This is a genomic window from Pseudomonas sp. Irchel s3b5, assembly GCF_900187435.1.
Taxonomy (GTDB): Bacteria; Pseudomonadota; Gammaproteobacteria; order Pseudomonadales; family Pseudomonadaceae; genus Aquipseudomonas.
Window position 1 is genome coordinate 80464 of the sequence record NZ_FYDY01000002.1, and the last position, 18916, is coordinate 99379.

General features: G+C 60.2%; 15 protein-coding genes and 1 pseudogene. 13 read left to right on the plus strand and 3 right to left on the minus strand.

The window, feature by feature from the left end; all coding sequences use genetic code 11:
- Positions 1-10: 10 nt before the first annotated feature.
- Positions 11-1387: an iron-containing redox enzyme family protein gene (locus tag CKW15_RS02505; RefSeq protein ID WP_095151504.1), complete on the minus strand. Its 1377-nt coding sequence runs from the start codon at positions 1385-1387 to the stop codon at positions 11-13.
- A gap of 274 nt (positions 1388-1661) precedes the next feature.
- On the opposite strand from CKW15_RS02505, the gene CKW15_RS02510 reads away from it, so the two are divergent.
- Entirely contained in the window at positions 1662-2465 is an 804-nt protein-coding gene (locus CKW15_RS02510; protein WP_095151505.1) for a response regulator transcription factor, read from the plus strand.
- 60 nt (positions 2466-2525) lie between these two features.
- Here CKW15_RS02510 and CKW15_RS02515 read toward each other — a convergent pair whose 3' ends face one another.
- The gene (locus CKW15_RS02515; RefSeq protein WP_095151506.1) at positions 2526-2897 is read right to left on the minus strand and encodes a DUF6124 family protein; all 372 of its coding nucleotides are present in this window, start codon (positions 2895-2897) and stop codon (positions 2526-2528) included.
- 595 nt (positions 2898-3492) lie between these two features.
- Between CKW15_RS02515 and CKW15_RS02520 the strand changes: the two genes are divergently transcribed.
- From CKW15_RS02520 to CKW15_RS02550, 7 genes are all read left to right on the plus strand, one after another.
- Entirely contained in the window at positions 3493-3978 is a 486-nt protein-coding gene (locus CKW15_RS02520) for an antitoxin Xre/MbcA/ParS toxin-binding domain-containing protein (protein ID WP_095151507.1), read from the plus strand.
- A complete protein-coding gene (locus CKW15_RS02525; RefSeq protein WP_095151508.1) occupies positions 3975-4463 on the plus strand; it encodes an RES family NAD+ phosphorylase in 489 nt (162 codons plus the stop codon). The genes CKW15_RS02520 and CKW15_RS02525 overlap by 4 nt, the downstream gene beginning before the upstream one ends.
- 102 nt (positions 4464-4565) lie before the next feature.
- Positions 4566-5681: an ABC transporter ATP-binding protein gene (locus CKW15_RS02530; RefSeq protein WP_095151509.1), complete on the plus strand. Its 1116-nt coding sequence runs from the start codon at positions 4566-4568 to the stop codon at positions 5679-5681.
- A gap of 39 nt (positions 5682-5720) precedes the next feature.
- Entirely contained in the window at positions 5721-6863 is a 1143-nt protein-coding gene (locus CKW15_RS02535) for a PotD/PotF family extracellular solute-binding protein (RefSeq protein ID WP_095058516.1), read from the plus strand.
- A gap of 31 nt (positions 6864-6894) precedes the next feature.
- Entirely contained in the window at positions 6895-7812 is a 918-nt protein-coding gene (locus tag CKW15_RS02540; protein ID WP_060541937.1) for an ABC transporter permease, read from the plus strand.
- A 1-nt stretch (position 7813) separates the two neighbouring features.
- Positions 7814-8641, plus strand: coding sequence for an ABC transporter permease (locus CKW15_RS02545; RefSeq protein WP_095151510.1), 828 nt, complete (start codon positions 7814-7816; stop codon positions 8639-8641).
- Positions 8634-10106, plus strand: coding sequence for an aldehyde dehydrogenase family protein (locus tag CKW15_RS02550; protein WP_095151511.1), 1473 nt, complete (start codon positions 8634-8636; stop codon positions 10104-10106). Before CKW15_RS02545 ends, CKW15_RS02550 begins: the two co-directional genes overlap by 8 nt.
- 98 nt (positions 10107-10204) lie before the next feature.
- On the opposite strand, the pseudogene CKW15_RS02555 reads toward CKW15_RS02550, so the two are convergent.
- A pseudogene (locus CKW15_RS02555) lies at positions 10205-10453 on the minus strand (cell wall hydrolase); the annotation flags it as partial.
- Positions 10454-10658: 205 nt separating this feature from the next.
- Between CKW15_RS02555 and CKW15_RS02560 the strand changes: the two are divergent.
- From CKW15_RS02560 to speF, 5 genes are all read left to right on the plus strand, one after another.
- Positions 10659-11510, plus strand: coding sequence for a CAP domain-containing protein (locus CKW15_RS02560; protein WP_095151512.1), 852 nt, complete (start codon positions 10659-10661; stop codon positions 11508-11510).
- A 144-nt stretch (positions 11511-11654) separates the two neighbouring features.
- Positions 11655-13001 (plus strand): chromate efflux transporter, encoded by a 1347-nt coding sequence (gene chrA / locus CKW15_RS02565; RefSeq protein WP_095151513.1) that lies wholly within the window; start codon positions 11655-11657, stop codon positions 12999-13001.
- A 321-nt stretch (positions 13002-13322) separates the two neighbouring features.
- Positions 13323-14687, plus strand: coding sequence for a glutamine synthetase family protein (locus CKW15_RS02570; protein WP_095151514.1), 1365 nt, complete (start codon positions 13323-13325; stop codon positions 14685-14687).
- A gap of 178 nt (positions 14688-14865) precedes the next feature.
- The gene (locus CKW15_RS02575) at positions 14866-16152 is read left to right on the plus strand and encodes an FAD-binding oxidoreductase (RefSeq protein ID WP_095151515.1); all 1287 of its coding nucleotides are present in this window, start codon (positions 14866-14868) and stop codon (positions 16150-16152) included.
- 536 nt (positions 16153-16688) lie between these two features.
- On the plus strand, positions 16689-18872 hold the full coding sequence (gene speF, locus CKW15_RS02580) for an ornithine decarboxylase SpeF (RefSeq protein WP_095151516.1): 2184 nt from the start codon (positions 16689-16691) through the stop codon (positions 18870-18872).
- Positions 18873-18916 lie beyond the last annotated feature (44 nt).

Consider the following 18916-nt stretch of genomic DNA (forward strand, 5'->3'; position numbering starts at 1 on the left):
TGCTGGATGTTCAACGCAAAGCGCTGCGCAATTCAACGAAGCGGCGGGTGGCGTAGAGCCCGGCCGGACGGCAATGCCGCTGCGCCGACAGCCACGGAATCAACTGCTGCAGCTGCTGTTGCGGCTCGAGGTTGCGCAGTGACGCTTGCAGCGTCTTGAGTTCTGGATCGTCCGCCCACGTATCATCGGGAAGGTCTGCGGTGTGATCCCGGTGGCGCGATGGGCGAGGTTGCGGTTCTCGCCAATCGCCCGCAATCCAGTCCTTCAAAAGCTGTTTTTCATACCCGCTGAACACCCCGAACATCGCCGCACTGCTGCCTTCGATCAGTTGCCAGAATCGGCTGTCCGGCGGCGCCTGGTGGCGCTTGATCCAACCCTTTTTCTCCAGAGCAACCAGAAAGCCTTCAATTTGACCGGGCGCCGCCAGCCACTGATTGACGGTTTTGCCTTCGACCCGGCAATAGTCCGAATGCATGTGCTGACCAAAGCGGCGCTTGCGTTCCAGCATGGCGATGACTTCGCGTTGCAGGTCGAACCCTTTGATCACCGACGTCGAACCGAGGCCCAGGTCGTTCAGGCGATAGCCCAGCGTCATGCGACGATAAAATTCAGCCCTGCCCTCGCCCAAGGGCAACAGGTCCAGCACCGATTGCACAGCCTTGCAGCCGTGGCCGCTGCTGACGTTGTCGATCGTCACGTGCAGGGTGAAATAGTAGGGATCGATCCCCAGCTCACGCAGTTCATAAGCGGTGATCAACAGGTGCAGCGGCAGTTGCTCGTAACCGAGGTTGTAGCCAATGACCTCGGGCAAAAACTGTTCGGCGCAACGGCCGAGCGCCAGTTGCACAGCGCCTTGCAGGAAAAGTTCGTCATTCAGCGCTTGCTTGTCGCCGCAGTCGTGGGCGGCGAGCAACTTGCGATAAATCACCACATGGTTCTGTCGCGGGTCACCGCTGCCCAATTCTTCAAGGTAAATGCTGAGCAAGCCCTCGAAGCGCCAGTCCCGCCAATGCTCCAGCACACCTTCCAGCCATGCACCGTCGACTTCTTTGGTCGGTGCCACGCGTTGCAGGAAATACAGCGCATGGGCCTTGTTCTGAAAGTAGCGAGGCGCGCCTCCTTGCCGGCGCTCTTCAAGGTATTCGGCATAGGCATCGGCGACTTCCGCGCAACGGTTTTGCGCCCAGGACGACAAGAGCTCCGGTTCAGCGGGGACATCGCACGGGAGATTGGCCGCACGGGCCAACTGCTCGCGCAAGAATTGTTCAGCCTGTTGTTCGGCACCGGGGGCGTTGCTGTACAGCGCATCATAGAGTTCGCGCAACGGGCCACCGGTTGCTTGCGCAACCGTCGAGGGGGCGTCGGATAACGGGGTGAACAGAGTCATGGGCCAATCTCCTGGCAGTGTCGTTAACGCCGACGCAAATACGTGTACGTTGAACAGGAGATTTGGCCCGACACGGAAAATTCCATCGACTTGCGCGTACCACGGACCGGTGGCTGATCACTTTTGCTACCAACCCTGTAGCCGTCGGTAACACCCGGCCCCGTTGCGGTGCGTATTTTCATGGGTTCGACGCCACCCGCCCCGCGAACACCGGGAAAAACGCCATGGCGTAGTTTGTGCATCACAACGCCATCTTCTTCTGCCTGTAGTCGCCATGCGCCCCAAGGAACTCAAACTCTGGACCACCGGTGTCGCCCACCTGCTCGACCTGCCTGCCGGGCATGCACGGTTGTCGGGCTTGAGCCACTGGTTGCGGCAAATCTGCCCGGTCGATCATTTCGTGTTGTTTGTCTACGAAGGCAATCACCGGCCACTGGCGTTGTTCGACACGTTCTCGGCGGACAAACGCGCCGTTTATGTCGATGACTATCAGTGCGGGCCTTATTTGCTCGATCCGTTCTACCTGGCCTGCACCCGCGGCCAGGCGCCAGGGCTGTGGCGTCTGCGTCAGTTCGCGCCCGACCACTTCTACCTCGGCGAATACTTCCTGACCTATTACCAGCAGACGGGTCTGGCCGAGGAAGTGGCGTTTTTCGTCGACCTCGGTGAGGGTGCGACGGCGGTGTTGTCGCTGATGCGTTCCAGCGCCAGTTGCGCGTTCAGCCGTGACGAAATGCAATTGGTCGAGTGCGCGCAAGCGGTTGTCGAGCAGGTCATCAACGAAGCCTGGCGCCTGCGTCAGGCCCAGCAACCGCGCCCGGCGCAGGACCTGGACTTCAAGATCCGCGAAGCCTTCGACCACTTCGGTGCACACATCCTTACCGGGCGCGAGCAGGAAATCGTTCAGCTGTTGCTGCGTGGCCACTCCAGCGCCTCGGTGGCCGAACAACTGAACATCAGCCCCGGCACGGTGAAGATCCACCGCAAGAACATCTACGCCAAACTGGGGATTGGCAGCCAGTCGGAGTTGCTCGGGTTGTTTATTCGGGAGTTGACGGAGGAACCGTTGCAAGCCTGAAAAACGCACTACACCGACCCGGTAGGAACTGCCGCAGGCTGCTCCTACTGGGAAAAGCGATTAGTTCGTTGGTTCGAGTTGATCCAGCGCCCGGTTCACCGCCAGTTCGCCGAGCATGATGACCTGGGCAATGCCCAGCAGTGAGTTGCGACTGGTCCCCTCCAGATGATCCGCCAGGTCCATGGCCATGACATTGGCCGATGCCAGCGACTCGCATGCATGACCGAGCAGGGTTTCCACATCGACCTGCGGGTTGACGATGAACATATCGTCGAGTCGTCTGGGTGTGGCTTTGATGAACGCGGCGTGGGCGGCAGGATTGAAGTAGAACTCCAGGGCGCGCTTGACCTCCTCGTCGTATTGCTTTTGATCGGGATCTGCGGATTGCGATGTCGGATCTGCGTCCGCGGGATTCGGTGTTGGTTTGAACATAGATGAAACTCCTAGTTGGCAAAAGGAGCCTTCACCTCGCTACCAAACGAGGGGGTGGCGACCATGCGCGGGTTGGTAGACCGGTAACTAGGACCCGGCGCTCCCGAAGGAGCCCCACGCATGGCCACCATAAAACAGAACCCTGAACAGGCCTGTACACGGCAGCACATAACGCCTAATTACCGGGCTACCAAACCCGATCGCTGTTTTTTTACAGCGGCGAGCAAACGATAAAACCCGGGCACCAGGCGCACAAGCCGGCGGATTCTGGCGTACCTGTAGGCAATGACGCAAGGCGCTGTAGCTTTCATGAAGTAACGCTGACGGCAAATAAACGCCAACGCTTATACACCCGACTGGACTGCCCTTTTGGCGTTTAAAAAGCGATGAAAGCACGGGAAATTTCCGACATGTTTTTAGGGTTTGCCGTCGGAAGTTCGAAGGTTAATGTAGCTGTTCCAGGCAGGTAGGAACGATTGGCTAGCCTAGTGCTGGTGAATGTATTGCAGGAGCAACGCACTAGTCGACAACCCAATCGCTCGGCTGCGACAGATGGCGCTATGCTCATGTCAAATGTCGCATGGAGGTATTCGATATGCCCGCCATCAAATCCAAAGGAAATGCTGTCGTCGCGACGGAGACAAAACCTGTCACCCGAAAGCCGACTGAGGTGCTGTTACATGGACGTAAAGGTGACACGCGCATGTTGATCATCAAATACACGCAAGAAGGCTTTGATCTGAGCGACGTGAGGGAGATGCTTTCTGCTTCGGAACTGTACATGGGGCACGGCCTTGTTGAGCGCATCACAGGGAAGTCCGTCAGGACAGTACAACGCTTGGCAAAGGAAACAGAACCCGTGCGACTGAACCAGCAACAAAGCACAATCGCCTATCAATATGCTCAATCCCTGGAGCACGCCACCAATGTGTTTGGCAATCTACAGTTGGCTGAGAACTGGCTGCAGAAACCCTGCAAGTTCCTGGAGGGGCATACGCCACTGGAATTGATCGACAACTCACTGGGTTTCCAAGTGGTAGAGGACTATTTGACCCGGATTGAACACGGGGTTTATCAATGAATCCTTTGCCCTGGGATGGGACATGGCACGCTTGGCGCCTTGACCGTGAAGTCTTCAAGGACACATGGAGCAGTGGCATAGGTGCACAACAATCCGGGGGCCGATGGAATCCTCCCGGCCGCCGGGTAATTTACGCTTCGGCCGACCCGGCGACTGCCATTCTTGAAGTGGCCACCCACACCGGCTTCGATACACTGGATAGCGTCCCTCATGTGCTGACATGTTTCGAAGTACTGGATTCGAATTTCATAAAAGTTGTTCAACCCGAAGATGTGCCAAACCCAAACTGGCTCATTCCGTCTGAACTTTCATCCAATCAACAGTACTTTGCAGATGAGCTGCTCGCCGAGCATCCTTTTGTGCTCATCCCGTCTGCGGTTACACGCCATTCGTGGAACCTGCTGGTGAGTTGTGATCTGGCCGCGAATCATTTCAAGCTTGTTTCGCAGGAGCGCTTTGGGCTGGACACTCGGTTGCTCAAATAGACAAGTGCTCTTCCTATCCCCCAAGGGATATATACACCGCAAAACCCCGATTGCTAATTTGGTCCCCGACGCACTGATTGATCACTGCAAGGGAGCCTGACCGTGAACGACACCCCGCCAAGCGATATCGAATTCTGCAATGTGGTCAAACGCTATGGTGAGGTGCAGGCCGTCAGTGGTCTGGATTTCGCGGTGCGGCGTGGTTCGTTTCATTCCTTTCTGGGTGGTTCGGGCTGTGGCAAGACCACTACCCTGCGCATGATTGCCGGTTTCGAACAACCCACCAGCGGCGAGGTCCGTCTGGCTGGCAAGAGCGTGGCCGGTGTGCCGGCGTTCGAGCGGCCGGTGAATATGGTGTTCCAGCATTACGCGCTGTTCCCGCATCTGACCGTGGCACAAAACATTGCCTACGGCCTGCGTTATCGCACCCCGCGCCCGGACAAAAAACAGGAACTGCGCATGGCCGATGAAGCGCTGGAGATGGTGCGACTCAGTGGCTTTGGTCAGCGTAAGCCGAGTGAACTCTCCGGCGGCCAGCAACAGCGTGTCGCCCTCGCCCGCGCTTTGGTCAACAAGCCGACCGTATTGCTGCTCGACGAGCCGCTGGCCGCGCTGGACCGCAAGCTGCGCAAGGAGATGCAATCGGAACTGCTGCGTTTGCAGCGCGAGGTCGGCATCACCTTCGTGCTAGTCACCCACGATCAGGAAGAAGCCCTGTCGATGAGCGACAGCATCAGCGTGATGCACAACGGTTCGATCATCCAGACCGCCACGCCGGAACAACTCTACGAAGCCCCGGCCAGTCGCTACGTGGCTGACTTTATCGGCGAATCCAACCTGTTCGACGGCACCGTGCGCCAGCTCAACGGCAACTCTGTCGTCCTGCGCACCGAGCAAGGACTGGAACTGACCAGCCCACTGACGCCAACCGGCAAAGGCCTGAGCGCTAATGCCGCCGGGTGCATAGCCGTGCGCCCCGAGCTGATCAGCATCGCCAGCGCCAACGCCGAAATGACCCGGGAAGTGAAGCTGCAAGGGTCCGTCGAGGACCGCATCTACCTGGGCAACTCCACCGAATACCGCGTACGCACCCAGGCCTTCGGCGTGGTCTGCGTGCGGGTACCGCGCCAGCAGGATCACGGCGCCAACGCATTCGAACACGGCGCGGCAGTGCGCGTCGGCTGGGATCACGCCAATGGCCTGGCCATGGCGTTGTAAATCATCGATTCGTTTCATCAACCGGATGTGGAGCGTGCTATGGACCAGAAGACTTTTATAAAAACCCTGCGCAGCTGGCAGAACGGCTCGATCAGCCGCCGCGAGTTCCTTGGCCGCACCGGCCTGGGCATCGCCGCCGCCGTGGTCGCCACCAACATGCCCGGCCTGCTGACTTCCACCGCCGAGGCCGCCGAGCAAGGCAAACTGGGGGATCGCCTGGCGCTGGCGACCTGGCCGAACTACCACAGTCAGGAAAACCTCGACGCGTTCAGCAAGACCACCGGCGCCCGGGTATCGATGAGCGTGTTCGGCTCCAACGAAGAAATGCTCGCCAAATTGCAGGCCGGCGGCAGTGGCTGGGACGTGCTGGTGCCGACCAACTACACCATCAGCACCTACGTCGGCCTGGGGCTGATCGAGCCGCTGGACCTGTCGCGCATTCCCAATTTCGACGCTTCGGCGTTCCAGCAGAAATTCATGGCCCAGGGCACCGTAGACGGCAAGGTCTACGCGGTGCCGAAGAACTGGGGCACCACCGGCATGCTCTACGACACCGGCAAACTGAAAAACGGCCCCACCAGCTGGAAGGAGTTCTGGGCCGCCGCCCGAGGCCCGGCCAGTGGTCGCACGATCGTTCACGATTACCAGTTGACCGCCATCGGCAACGCGCTGAAAAGCTTCGGCTACAGCTTCAACTCCCTGGACCCTAAAGAACTGGCCGACGCGGAAAAACTGCTGATCGACGTCAAGCCGCACCTGTTCGCGATCAACTCCGACATTCAGCCGTCGATGCGCAGCGGCGATGCCTGGCTGGCGATGTCGTGGACCGGCGATGCTTCGCAACTGCACCGCGACAACGCGCAAATGCAATTCGAACTGGGCAAGGAAGGTGGCGAGTTGTGGAGCGACTTTTTCGCGATTCCGAAAAGTTCGGAGCACAAGGACGCCGCCTACGCCTTCATCAATTACCTGCTCGACCCGCAGCACAACAAGCTGGAAGTGCTGAGCCATGGCTACCCGAGCGGCGACAAGCGTGTCGATGCGCTACTGCCTGTGGCGATGCTCGACGATCCGATCATGTACCCGGCCGCCGAGGCCCTGAGCCCGTTGGAGTTCGGTGCCGCCGCGACGCTGACCAGCCCGGCGCGTGCCGAACTGATGGCGCGCTTCAAGTCCGCCTGATCGTCTAGCCATGGCCAATGAGGAGTCACCCATGAATGCCGCCGCCCACCCGCAAACGGTGCAGCCGGGCCTCGCCCTGTCGGTCGAGGTACGCCAACGGCGCAGCCTCGGCCGGCGCATCACGCTGCTGATGCTCTTGCCTTCGACCCTGTGGTTCCTGCTGCTGTTGTTGATGCCGCTGGTGATCATTCTGGTCTTCAGTTTCGGCGAGCGCAGTGCCGTGGGCGGTTACGCGGGTGGCTTCACGTTGGCCAACTACCTGAACCTCGGCTCGCGCGGCGCGGCGTTCAGCAACACGCTGATGCTGGCGCCACTGGGCACGCTGGTGTGCCTGGTGGCGGCGTATCCGCTGGCGTATTTTCTGGCGGTCAAGGTCACGAGGAACCGCTCGCTGTTGCTAACGTTGGTGATTGTGCCGTTCTGGACCAGTTTCCTGATCCGCACCTACGCCTGGATTTTCATCCTCAGCGGCAAGGGCATTCCGGCGCTGCTGGCCAGTTTGGGCCTTGAAGATGTGCGGTTGATCAACACGCCGTGGGCGGTGCTGATCGGCATCGTCTATGGCTACCTGCCGCTGATGGTGTTCCCGATTTACGTCAGCCTGGAAAAACTCGACAAGCGCCTGCTCGAAGCCTCGGCGGACCTGGGCGCCAGTGCCTTCGAAAGCTTTCGCCGCATCACTTTGCCGTTGTCTGCGCCGGGGATCATCACCGGGGTGATGCTGGTGTTCATCCTGTTGATGGGCGAGTTCCTGATCCCGGCCATTCTCGGCGGCGGCAAGGTGTTCTTTGTCGGCAACGCGCTGGTCGACTTGTTCCTGCAATCGCGCAACTGGCCGTTCGGCAGTGCGTTGGCCATGACGTTGGTGGCGATGATGCTGCTGATCATCGGCGTGTACTTGAAACTGGTGGCGCGCTACGGCGGCCGCCCTGCCGATGGAGGCCTGTGACATGTGGCTGCGCAGCTATTCAACCTCGCTGTACCTGTTCCTCTACGCGCCGATTGCCTTGATCGTGCTGTTCAGCTTCAACGCCGGGCGCAGTGGTCTGGCGTTCCAATGCTGCTCGGTGCAGTGGTTCGGCACCGCATTCGGCAACCCGTTCATCATGGAAGCCCTGGGTAACAGCGCGCTGATTGCCTTCAGTTCGGCGGTGATCGCCACGCTGTTCGGCACCCTGGCGGTTTTTGGCTTGCAGCGCTGTGGCCCCAAAGTACGCCTGCTGTTCGATGCGTTGACCTACTGCGCGATCATCGTGCCGGGCATCGTCATCGGTATCTCGACGCTGATCGCGTTCATCAGCCTGTTTGACCTGATCAACCCGCTGCTGGCGAGTTGGTTGCCGACGGTGCCGAAGCTGAACATGGGGTTCTTTACGGTGATCGCCGCGCATTCGTTGTTCACCATGGCGCTGGTGATGGTGATCGTGCGCAGTCGCGTCGACTCGCTGGACAAGGCCTTGCTCGAAGCCTCCGCGGACCTCTACGCCCCGCCGATGGACACCTTTTGGCGAGTGACCCTGCCGCAGATCAGCCCGGCGATCATGGCCGGGTTCCTGTTGGCGTTCACCTTCAGCTTCGACGATTTCATCATCGCGTTTTTCGTCGCCGGTTCCGAAACGACGTTGCCGATCTACATCTTTTCTTCCATCCGCCGCGGCGTGACGCCAGAGATCAACGCCATTTCGACGGTGATCATCTGCGTGTCGCTGGCCCTACTGTTTATTTCCCGCCATTTGCAAAACCGCCACACCGGCGTTCAGGAGTCGAACCATGCGTGATCAGCTCTACATCAACGGCGAATGGGTCAGCCCGGATCTGGGCGGTTATCTGGACGTGATCGATCCGGCCACCGAACAGGTGTTCCACCGCGTGGCGGCAGGCACTGAAGAGGATGTCGATCATGCCGTGCGCGCGGCCCGTCGCGCCTTCGACAATGGCTGGGGCCAGACCCGCGGCGCCGAGCGCGCACAGTGGCTGGAAGCGTTGGCCGATGAACTGGAAAGCGGCCAGCAGGCGCTGGCGGAACTGGAAGTGCGCGACAACGGCAAGCCGCTGCCAGAAGCGCAGTGGGACATTGGCGATGCGATTGGTTGCTTTCGTTATTACGCCGGTTTGGCCCGTGACCTGGACCAACAACAGGACCAGCCGCTGGCCCTGCCGGACGCGCGTTTTCGCTGCCGCATCCGCCATGAACCGATTGGCGTCGCCGGGCAAATCATCCCCTGGAACTACCCGCTTCTGATGGCCGCGTGGAAGGTCGCGCCGGCATTGGCCGCCGGGGCCACCGTGGTGTTGAAACCGTCGGAGCTGACGCCGCTGACTGCACTGGAACTGGCCGCCGCCGCCGACCGTATCGGCTTGCCCGCCGGGGTGCTGAACGTCGTCACCGGCCTCGGCGCCGAAGCCGGCAGCCCGCTCACCGAACACCCCGGCGTGGACAAACTGGCCTTTACCGGCAGCGTGCCCACCGGGGCGAAAATCATGTCGGCGGCGGCGCGGGACATCAAGAACATCAGCCTGGAATTGGGTGGCAAGTCGGCCTTCATTGTGTTCGATGACGCCGATGTCGACGCCGCCGTGGAATGGATTCTGTTCGGGATTTTCTGGAACCAGGGCCAGGTGTGCAGCGCCACTTCACGCCTGCTGGTACAGGAAAGCATTGCCCCGCGCCTGATCGAACGGTTGGTTGAGGAAACCCGCAATATCAGCATTGGCCCTGGCATGCAGCCCGGTGTGCTGCTGGGTCCGCTGGTGAGCCAGGGCCAGTACGACAAGGTGCTCGGTTTCATCGATCAGGGCTTGGCCAGTGGCGCCCATTTGCTCACGGGTGGGCGGCGACCGGCGCATCTGTCCGAGGGTTACTTCATCGAACCGGCCATCTTCGACGAACCCGGCCACAGCAGCATTTTGTGGCGTGAAGAAGTGTTCGGGCCGGTGCTGTGCATCAAGCGCTTCAAGACCGAAGAACAAGCGGTGCAAATGGCCAACGCCAGCCGCTTCGGCCTCGCCGGCGCAGTGATGAGCGCCGATTTGCAGCGCACTGCACGCGTCGCCAACCAGCTGCGCGCCGGGATCGTCTGGGTCAACTGCTCGCAACCGACCTTCGTCGAAGCGCCTTGGGGCGGCATGAAACACAGCGGCATCGGCCGGGAACTGGGGCAATGGGGGTTGCACAATTACCTGGAGGTCAAGCAAGTGACCGAGTACATCAGCGACCAGCCGTGGGGGTGGTATTTGAAGTAAACAGGTCAAGTGTGGGCCGCGGCGCCTGAAGGCCAACGCCCCTGACACTTGACCCGGAGGTATGCCATGAGCCGGGTCAACGAGGCCGTCGAACAGTACTACTTCGCATCCCCTCCCTTTGGCTTGTAAAACTTGAACAAACCGATGTTCGCCGTGTTGGTGTATTTCCTGGCCCAATCCGGCTTCACCGTGCGGTCATGAAAGTACAGCGCGCCTTTTGTGCGATCCGGCAGTTGCTTGTTCAGCGCCTTGCGCGCGATTTCCTTGGCCATCGCGTAAGGCACCTCTTCCTGTACCGAGTCGGAGCGCCCATCGCACCACCAGGAGAACTGGCAATTTTTGGTTTGGCAAGTACAGGACTGGCGAGCAGTGTGATGGCAAGGCAAGCGGCGATCCAGTGACGGCGCATGGGTGGGCGCAACCCTGTGGGCGATGTCGCTTCAGTGTAGTAGTGAAATGATTGCACCTGACCCCACTACACTTGGAAAATCCGTTGCCCTGAAGAGGGCAACTTCGCGCATCATGGGCGCAGTCAGTTCAAAGGGGATTCCCATGCGTTTGATTTCATCCGCGCTGCGTTTTGCCGGTTTGTCACTGGGCCTGGTGTTCGCCGCCTCAGCGGTCGCCAGCGACGAGTCGCAGTTGATCGAAGCGATCAACCAGTACCGCAGCCAACCGCAGCGCTGTGCCGGCCAGGCCTCGTCGGAATTGCCGCCACTGTCGGCCGATCCACGCCTGGTGCTGTCCGCCACCAACGTCGGTAATCTGCAGCAGGCCATGGCCTCGGCCGGTTATCCGATGAAGAACGTGCAGGCGATCAGCCTGACCGGGCCGCGTGATGCGCCGTCGGCCATGAAAGCCATCCAGGAAAGTTTTTGCCAGATCGTGCTGGACCCGCAATTCGTCGATGTCGGCATCAGCCGCCAGGACCGTGAATGGCGCATTACCCTGGCGCGCCCTCTGTTGAGCGGACGCCTGGGCGACTGGCAAACCGAAGGCCAGAAACTGCTGGCCGAACTCAACACAGCCCGCTCCCGCCCCACCCAGTGCGGCACGCAATCCTTTGCGGCCACCACACCGCTGACCTGGAACGCCACACTGGCGGCGGCTGCCGAGACCCACGCGCGGTCCATGGCCAACAACAACTACTTCGACCACAGGGATCGCGACGGCCGCACACCGGGCGATCGCGCAGAACTGGCGGGCTACGACTTCCAGCAAATCGGCGAAAACATCGCTGCCGGGCAAGACAGCGTGCGCAAGGTGGTCGATGGCTGGTTGGCCAGCGCCGGTCATTGCGCCAACCTGATGAATCCGCAGTTTCGCGAGTTGGGTGCGGCATATGCGACCGATCCGAAAAGCGACGGCGGGATTTACTGGACGGTGATGTTTGGGGCGCAGTGACGGCGGTGACGGCATGCTTCATGGACCATCGTCGATGACCCGCTCATCACCAGTGATTGGACGCCGTTGCCCATTGTTTTCAGCCTGCGCCGCTTGATGAATATGAGCGGTGGTTCAACCACCGCGCTTCTAAGGAAAAAACGTTTGAAGCCGACCTCGGAACAGGATCTGTCGACACCCCAAGCCATCAGCCTGCGTGAAGCGTTCCTGTTCTGGCTCAAACTCGGGTTCATCAGTTTCGGCGGGCCGGCCGGGCAGATTTCGATCATGCACCAGGAGTTGGTCGAACGGCGGCGCTGGATCTCCGAGCGGCGCTTTCTGCACGCGCTCAACTATTGCATGTTGCTGCCCGGCCCCGAGGCGCAACAGCTGGCGACTTACATCGGCTGGCTGATGCACCGAACCTGGGGCGGTGTGATTGCTGGTGTGCTGTTTGTGTTGCCGTCGCTGTTCATTCTGATCGCCCTGTCCTGGGTGTACGTCGCCTTCGGTGACGTGCCGGTAGTGGCCGGTCTGTTTTATGGGATCAAGCCGGCGGTGACGGCAATTGTGGTGCAGGCGGCTCACCGGATCGGCTCGCGGGCGCTGAAAAACAATTGGCTGTGGGGCATCGCTGCGGCGTCCTTCGTGGCCATCTTCGTGCTCAATGTGCCGTTTCCGCTGATCGTGTTGGCGGCTGCGGTGATCGGCTATTTCGGCGGGCGACTGGCCCCGGAAAAGTTCAGGACCGGCGGACACAGCGCTGCGCAAAAAACCTTCGGCCCGGCGTTGATCGACGACGACACCCCACCGCCTGAACACGCCCGGTTCAGTGGTTTGAAACTGGCACGCCTGGCCGTTGTCGGTGCGATTTTGTGGACTCTGCCCATGGCCACACTCACCGCCCTATTTGGCTGGGAAGGCACGTTGACGCAAATGGGCTGGTTCTTCACCAAAGCGGCACTACTGACCTTCGGCGGCGCCTACGCGGTGCTGCCGTATGTGTACCAGGGCGCGGTCGGCCACTATGGATGGCTGACGCCGACGCAGATGATCGACGGCCTGGCGCTCGGCGAAACCACTCCCGGGCCGCTGATCATGGTGGTGGCGTTTGTCGGTTTCATCGGCGGGTATGTGCTTGAGGTATTCGGCCCGGACCAGGCGTTTATCGCCGGTGCGCTCGCGGCCACATTGGTGACCTGGTTCACCTTCCTGCCCTCGTTCCTGTTCATTCTCGCCGGTGGCCCGCTGGTGGAGTCGACGCACAACGAACTCAAGTTCACCGCTCCGCTGACAGCGATCACCGCCGCGGTGGTCGGGGTGATTCTTAATCTCGCGTGTTTTTTTGCTTATCACGTGCTGTGGCCGAACGGTTTCAGTGGAAACCTCGACTGGCCTTCGGCGCTGATAGCAATAGCCGCGGCCGTTGCGTTGCTGCGGTTCAAGCGCGGCGTGATCGAAGTGTTGATCGGTTGTGGGGGGATCGGGCTGGGTGTGCACCTGATGCAATGAATGAGACGTTTACACGCGCCGCTTTCCCCCCTAGTATCCAGCCACGACCGGATGGCTTGTCACACTTGCCGCCGACGATTTCCAATGCTGGAAACACTCGCTATGAACCGCATTGTCAACCTGCCCATGGCCTTGAGCCGTTCCAAACTTCGTCACTCCGCACGTCCGCCGGATAGCACCCTGCTCGTCTAAGCGCGTCCCCAACGCGTCGAGCCCCCTCCCTCGCTAATCCTTTGCCTGCATGCCCCGGATCTTTGCATCCGTCGTCGTGCCGAGGCCCGAATCCGTGCGTCCGCAGGACGCCAACGTGAGTGACAAACAATGAAATTCGCAGCCCTTGAAGACGCCAAACGCTTTCTGGCCGACAACCCCGATATCGATATGATCGAGCTGTTCATTCTCGACGCCAACGGTGTGCCACGCGGCAAGCTGTTGCACCGCGAAGAACTGCTGGCGGTCTACGAAAGCGGTCGTCCGCTGCCCAGCACCATCCTCGGTTTGACCCTGCAGGGTGAGGACGTCGAAAACTCCGGGCTGGTCTGGGATGTGGGCGATATCGATTGCCGCGCTTACCCGCTCGAAGGCAGCCTGGTGCGCTTGCCGTGGCGGCAGATTCCGACCGCCGCCGTGCAGGTCAGCATGCACCCTGAAGAAGGCATGCCGGCGAGCATCGCCGACCCGCGTCACCTGCTGATCAATGTGATCGACCGTCTGAAAGCCGAGGGTTACTACCCGGTGATGGCCTGCGAACTGGAGTTCTACTTGCTGGACGCCAAGCGCGACCACAATGGACGCCCACAACCGGCGCTGGACGCGGACGGTGGTCGACCGCGACACACGCAGGTGTATGGCCTGCGCGAACTGGAGCAGATCGAACCGTTCCTCGCCGACCTTTATGGGGCGTGCAAGCTCCACGGCATTCCGGCACGCACAGCGATTTCCGAGTACGCACCGGGCCAGGTGGAAATCACCCTGGAACATGGCGATGCCCTGGAAGCGATGGACCAAGCGGTGCGCTACAAGCGTCTGGTGAAAGCCATCGCCCACAAGCACGGCATGCAGGCAACGTTCATGGCCAAACCGTTCGATCACCTGGCGGGCACCGGCATGCACATGCACGTCAGCATCGCCGATGCCGAGGGGCGCAATCTGTTCGCGTCCGAAGACCCGGCCGGTACACCTCTGTTGCGCACCGCCATCGGCGGCATGCTGGCGTCGTTGCTTGATTCCTTGCTGCTGTTCTGCCCTAACGCCAACTCGTACCGGCGTTTCCAGGCCAACAGCTACGCACCGCTCGCGCCGACCTGGGGCGTCGACAATCGCACCGTCAGCCTGCGCGTGCCGGGTGGCCCGACCAACAGCCGCCACATCGAACACCGCATCTGCGGCGCCGACGCCAACCCGTATCTGGCAGCGGCAGCCATTCTGGCGGGGATCCATCGGGGCTTCAGCGAAAACATCGATCCGGGCGATCCGGTGGAAGGCAACGGCTATGCGCAAGCCACGCAATTGCTGCCGACCGATTGGCTGACTTCGCTGACGGCGCTGGAAAATTCGGTGTGGGCGCGGGATGCATTGGGTCAGGAATTTCTGGGGGTGTATCTGGCGGTCAAACGTGCCGAGTACCGGCAGTTCATGGCTGAAGTGGGTGAGCAGGACTGGCGCTGGTATTTGACTGAAGCGTAAGCCCTTCTCCGTCAATCGGTCCAATTCAATCCCTGTGGGAGCGAGCCTGCTCGCGATGAGGCCACCACATTCAACATCATTGTTGACTGGGCGATCGCTATCGCGAGCAGGCTCGCTCCCACAAAGGGCTGCGTTCACTTGACTGGCAATGTTCTCCCAATTTCCCCTGGACACTGACATGACCCAACAACGCTGCAATTCCTACTACACCGCCACCCTTAACCAGGACACCGATTACCCGACCCTGCAAGGTCAGCATCGTGTCGATGTGGTGATCATCGGTGGCGGTTTCACCGGCGTCGCCACCGCTGTCGAACTGGCGGAAAAAGGCCTGAAAGTCGCCATTGTCGAAAGTAATAAAATCGGCTGGGGCGCCACCGGGCGCAATGGCGGCCAGGTCACCGGCAGCCTCTCGGGCGATGAAGCGATGCGCAAACAGATGCGCCGCACCATCGGCGAAGACGTCGACGATTTCATCTGGCACCTGCGCTGGCGCGGGCACCAGATCATCCAGCAGCGGGTCGAGAAATACGGCATCGCCTGCGACCTCAAGCACGGTCACTTGCATGCCGCGTACAAGCGCAGTCACATGGACGGCTTGCGCAAGGATTACGACGAAGCGGTGCGTCGTGGCATGGGCGACGAGGTCAGCCTGCTCGACCGCAGCCAGGTACGCGATCTGTTGCAAAGCGATCTCTATCACGGCGCGATCAAGAACACCCGCAACATGCATTTGCACCCGCTCAACCTGTGCATCGGTGAAGCGCGGGCGGCCGAAAGCCTGGGCGCGCTGATCTTCGAAAACAGCGAAGTGCTGGAAATCATCCATGGCGACACGCCGGGCGTGCGCACCGCCCATGGCCGCATCGATGCCAATCAAGTGCTGCTGGCCGGCGACGTGTACCACAAGCTCGAACCGGGCAAGCTCAAGGGCAAGATTTTCCCGGCCATGGGCGGCATCGTCACCACCGCGCCGCTGGGCGATCTGGCGCAGCAGATCAACCCCGAAGACCTTGCCGTGTACGACTGCCGTTTCGTGCTCGACTACTATCGCCTGACCGCCGACGGTCGCCTGCTGTTCGGTGGTGGCGCCAACTACAGCGGCAAGGATTCACGCGACATCGCCGCCGAGTTGCGCCCGTGCATCGAACAGACGTTTCCGGCGCTCAAAGGCGTGGCCATCGATTATCAGTGGAGCTGCGCGATGGGCATTGTGATCAATCGCATCCCGCAACTGGGCAAGCTTTCGGACAACGTCTGGTATTGCCAGGGCTACTCCGGCCATGGCATCGCCACCACCCACATCATGGGTGAAATCATGGGCCGGGCGATCACCGGGCAAATGGAGCATTACGATACGTTCGCCGCGTGTCAGCACATCCGTGTGCCGATGGGTGATCTGCTGGGCAACCCGATGTTGGCGGCGGGCATGTGGTACTACCAGATGCTTGAGCGGTTGCGCTGAGTCAATTGCTGCATATTCAGCATTGATGTTGTCTGTGCTGGCCTCATCGCGAGCAAGCTTGCTCCTACAGGGATTCCGGTCGACCACAAAATTTGGTCTGGCCGATATCCCCTGTGGGAAGGGGCTTGCCCGCGATGGGGCCAGCCGCCCCACCACAAATACATCACCAAGTATCAATGCCCTCGATCATTCAAATCACTACACCGAATTTTTTATTTGCTCCCGATCTGTTCAAAATGGCGCCATTGCCCATTGGACGGATGGAACCCTCATGAATCTCAATTTCGCTTTCGCCTGCATGATCGTGGTGTCTTTTGCCATTGCGCTAGGGCACGCCTGATCGGCACGGCTTCGTTGATTTGAATCAAGCGTCTGTCGGCAATCCGCGCCAGACGAGAGTAAAAGCCTGACAGATCGGGAAAATGCTCTATAACCAGTGGTGACACGATTTTCGATCTGGGGAACTGGAAGGCTCCCTCGAAGATTGATCTCTATAAAAGCTGCGGACAATTGAGTGCCCGCCAGGAGACGCCACGATGAAAGCCCTGAAGATTGCCGCCAGCGAAGGCGCGCAGGAATGTTTCAAAAATGCCCGGGAAGTGGTCCTGCTCCACGACACCGACTTCACCAATGTCGGGGTTGCGGTGGTCTCTGTTGCCGATGTATTGGCCGGTGCCCTGGACACCATCCAGCGCACCGGTTTCGATATTCCGATTTTCCTGGTTGCCTCCCCCGGTGTTGAAACCCAACCCCGGCAGGTCTACAAACACCTGCAAGACGTATTGTTGCAGGTCAATGGCATTTTCGACCGGACCCGCGCCAACGTCGAATACCATGGCAACCAACTGGAAACTGCCGCCCGCGCCTATGAAGCAACCCTGCTGCCACCCTTCTTCGACTCGCTGAAAAAGTACACCGAATCGGCCAACGCCACGTTCGCCTGCCCGGGCCACCAGGGCGGGCAATTCTTCCGCAAACACCCGGCGGGGCGGCAGTTTTTCGACTTCTTTGGCGAAACGCTGTTTCGCGCCGACATGTGCAACGCCGACGTCAAGCTGGGCGACCTGCTGATCCACGAAGGCCCGGCGCTGCTGGCACAAAAACATGCGGCGAAAGTGTTCAACGCCGACAAAACCTATTTTGTGCTCAACGGCACCTCGGCCTCCAACAAAGTGGTAACCAACGCCCTGCTCACTCCGGGCGACCTGGTGCTGTTCGACCGCAACAACCACAAGTCCAATCACCAAGGGGCGCTGATCCAGTCCGGAGCAACACCGGTGTACCTGGAAACCGCGCGTAACCCTTACGGCTTCATTGGCGGTATCGACTCGCACTGCTTTGAAGAAGACTACCTGCGTGAACTGATTGCCGAGGTCGCGCCGGACAAGGCTCAACTGCCACGGCCGTTCCGCCTGGCGATCATTCAGCTCGGCACCTACGACGGCACCATCTACAACGCCCGGCAGGTCGTCGACCGCATCGGCAAGTTGTGCGACTACATCCTGTTTGACTCGGCGTGGGTCGGTTACGAGCAGTTCATTCCGATGATGAAAGACTGCTCGCCCCTGCTGCTGGAACTGGATGAAAACGATCCCGGCATCTTCGTCACCCAATCGGTGCACAAACAGCAGGCCGGTTTCTCCCAGGCGTCTCAGGTGCACAAGAAAGACCGGCACATCAAGGGCCAGGACCGCTACTGCAACCATCACCGGCTGAACAACTCGTTCATGGCCCAGGCCTCGACGAGCCCGTTCTACCCGTTGTTCGCCTCGCTGGATGTCAACGCGCGTATCCACGCCGGCCGCAGTGGCCTGCGGCTGTGGGAGGACTGCGTGAAGTTCGGCATCGATGCCCGCAAACTGATTCTGGAAGCCTGCACCATGGTGCGCCCCTTCGTGCCCGACACGATTGAAGGGCGGGCGTGGGAAGACTATCCAACGGATGAGATCGCCAATGACCTGCGCTTCTTCGAGTTCCATCCGAAGGATCGCTGGCATGCCTTTAGCGGGTACGCCGAGAAGCAGTACTTCATTGACCCGTGCAAGTTGCTGTTCACCACGCCGGGGATCGACCCGGTCGATGGCAGCTACACCGACTTCGGTATCCATGCCGGCATCCTCGCCAACTTCTTGCGCGAGAACGGCATCGTCCCGGAAAAATGCGACCTGAACTCGATTCTGTTCCTGCTGACCCCGGCGGAAGACTGGGCGAAAATGACCCACCTCGCCGCGCAGATCGCCCGTTTCGAGCGGTTCATCAGCGATGACGCGCCGATGAGCCGGGTGTTGCCGACAATCTATGGGTTGAACGAGGAACGCTACCGCAACTACACCATCCGCCAGCTCTGCCAGGAAATGCACGACCTGTACCGCGAGCGCGACGTCCAGCATCTGCAGAAGGCGATGTTCCGCAAGGAACACTTCCCGAAAAAAGCGATGAACCCGCAGCAAGCGCAGAACGAGTACATCCGTGGCAACGTCGAACTGGTGGCATTGGCGGATGCAGACGGCCGGATCGCCGCCGAGGGCGCACTGCCTTATCCACCTGGCGTGCTGTGCGTGGTGCCCGGCGAAATCTGGGGTGGTGCGGTGCTGAAGTATTTCCTGGCGCTGGAAGAAGGCATCAACGCCTTGCCAGGCTTCACGCCAGAGTTGCAAGGCGTGTACTTGAAGCAGGAAGGAGGCCGCACTCGGGCTTACGGCTATGTAATCAAGGCCTGATGCGGTAACACAGGAGCCAGGCTATTGCCTGGCTCCTGTCATTT